The sequence below is a fragment of the Dietzia maris genome (genome assembly GCF_014144855.1).
In the GTDB taxonomy this organism is placed as follows: Bacteria; Actinomycetota; Actinomycetes; order Mycobacteriales; family Mycobacteriaceae; genus Dietzia; species Dietzia kunjamensis.
Map to the genome: position 1 here is coordinate 1 of NZ_JAALDN010000372.1, position 2,442 is coordinate 2,442.

General features: G+C 70.8%; 3 protein-coding genes. All 3 read left to right on the forward strand.

All coding sequences use genetic code 11. The annotated features are described in order from the left end of the window. Positions 1-1,067: TM0106 family RecB-like putative nuclease (locus G6024_RS12190; protein WP_159148814.1), on the forward strand; the 1,067-nt coding region annotated here is incomplete at its 5' end. Positions 1,068-1,205: 138 nt separating this feature from the next. After that, the gene (locus G6024_RS12195) at positions 1,206-1,757 is read left to right on the forward strand and encodes a hypothetical protein (protein ID WP_159148815.1); all 552 of its coding nucleotides are present in this window, start codon (positions 1,206-1,208) and stop codon (positions 1,755-1,757) included. A 287-nt stretch (positions 1,758-2,044) separates the two neighbouring features. Then, the coding region (locus G6024_RS12200) for a hypothetical protein (protein WP_200841565.1) at positions 2,045-2,442 on the forward strand (398 nt) is incomplete at its 3' end.

The window sequence follows — 2,442 nt, forward strand, 5'->3', positions numbered from 1 at the left end:
TGCTGGGGCTGGGCTCGGCGCGCGCGGTGGTGCACGACCTGGGGCCGGTGCTCGACGCCGCAGACCGCACCCACGCCACGCGGCTGGCGGTGGTGCGCGGTGAGCTCGACACCGAACCCAGCCGGATCGGCGAATGCCGCACCTGCCCCTGGTGGGAGGGCTGGGACGATCGGGACGGGCCCGTCGAGGGCTGCCGTGACCGGCTCGTCGTGGCCGATGACGTCAGTCTCGTCGTCGGCGGCGGACAGGTCGGGTCGCTGAGGGCCCGGGGGATCCGGACGGTCGCGGAGTTGGCGGTGGCCGGACCGGACCGGCCCACGGACTGGAACGGCGAGCCGTTCTCGGACGCGGTCCTGCGGGCGAGGGCACACCGCGACGGTGAGGTGGTGGTTCCCAAGGTGGCGCGGCCGAGCATTCCGCGTGCGGATATCGAGGTGGACGTCGACCTGGAGAGTCACCTCGACGACGGCGCCTATCTGTGGGGGACCCTGCTCACGCTGAGGGACGGGCGGCCCCTGGAGGCCGAGGGCTACAGGCCGTTCGCCACCTGGGCCCGGTTGCCGGATCCGGACGAGGGGCGGTCGTTCGCGGAGTTCTGGCGTTGGCTCACCGGCATCCGCGACAGGGCGGCAGGTCAGGGCCGGTCGTTCCGGGCCTACTGCTATTCACGGTCCGCGGAGAACGGGTGGATGCTCTCGTCGGCCGGCAGGTTCGGGCCGGAGGGCACCCTCGCCGTCGTCAAGGGGGTTCCCTCCGTCGCCGAGGTCCGGCGCTTCATCTCCTCCCCGCTCTGGGTGGACGTCCACGAGGCGGTCACCACCCAGTTCGTCTCCACCTCGGGCCTCGGGCTGAAGGTGGTCGCCCCGGCCGCCGGGTTCACGTGGCGGGATCCCGAGGCGGGCGGCGAGGCCTCGCTCGGCTGGTACCGCGACGCACAGGCGGCGCGGGGCGTCGAACGGGACGCCGGCCGCGACCGCATCCTCGCCTACAACGAGGACGACGTCCGGGCCACTCGCGCTGTGCGGGAGTGGATCTCCCGCTCGAGCTGGGGCGGCCACCAGCTCTGAACGTATGTCTACTTCGGCGTTGGACCCCTCATGCGCGGGCATTCTCCCGGTGGTCGCGCGGGGTGTTCACGGCGAAATGATAAGAATTGTTAAGTATCGCCGAAGTGTCGGCGTTTCTCCCGAAAGGAATACTGACTTATGACGAGGCACATCCGCGCCGCCGCGGCCCTTGGCGTCTCCGCGCTCGCCCTGTCCGGTGGAGTGGGGCTGGCGCACGCTCAGTCCTCCGCCCTCGGCTCGGCCGAGGAGGAAACGGGGGTCGTCGACCCCGGACTGATCGACACCTCGGGCTCCGCGCTGCTCGGCGAGCCGACTTTCGGCAGCCTCGCCCCGGTCGTGTCGCAGGGCGTGGGCTCGGTCAACGAGGCAACGGGTTCCGACGCAGTGAGTCCCGCGCCGGGTACCGGGTCGGTGGACACCACCGGTTCCGTCTTCGGTGAGCCCACCTCGGGGTCGCTGACGCCGGCCGTGGCGTCGGTGGGCGGCGCACTGGGCTCCGGTGAGGGTCCGGCGATCGTCATCGGCTCCGATGGCGGTACGGATTCGCTCGGAGGATCCGGTTCGCTCGGGCCGGTGCTGCTGATCGGCGGTTCCGCCGCCGTCATCGGGGCGGGCATCTACTTCGCGCCGCAGATCGAGCAGGCGCTGGCGGACGCCGGCATCGTCCTCCCGCCATTGCCGGTTATCTGATCGCAGTCGGCGAGGTCCAGCGGGGGCTCCCCGCGCGGGTGCCCCGGGGCGACGCTGGGGCATGGGTGGCCACACGGCAAGGGGTCGAGCGCCTTTCAGAACCCCTTACTAACTCAGATTTAACTGAGTTCTCACCGTTCATCGCCTGAATTCGTGGCTAGGGTGGGGAACGGACGGATGAACCTCGGTCTCGTAACGCTGTTCTCACGTCTCACAGACCCCAACCCCGGGGTGGGTCGGCCACGAGCCTCTGCGCCTGGGAGCCCCTTTCCACACGAGGAGACGCAATGACGTTCACCACCCGCAAGGCCGCTGCGGTCGCGGCCGCCGCTGCCCTGGCCATCTCGGGCGCCACCGGCGTCGCCAACGCGCAGGGCTCCGAGGAACTCGGAACTCTGTCCTCGGACGTGATCGGCTCCGCCGGATCGTCGGAGCTGAGCTCGGGCGGCGGTTCCGTCCCCGAGAACCTGGGTTCGCTCATCCTGGATGCCAACGCCACCGACGAGGGATCCCTCGACACCTCGGGTTCGGCGCTGCTCGGTGAGCCCTCCACCGGTTCGCTCGCGCCGCTAGCCGGTTCCGTCTCCGAGGCCACCGGTTCGGTCGACATCCTCACCCCGGCCGAGGGCACCGGCTCGGTCGACACCTCGGGCTCGGCGCTGCTAGGTGAGCCGACCACCGGCTC

Coding starts and splice junctions, on each gene's coding strand:
- G6024_RS12195 (WP_159148815.1), top strand. CDS start 1,206: ATGACGAGGCACATCCGCGCCGCCGCGGCCCTTGGCGTCTCCGCGCTC.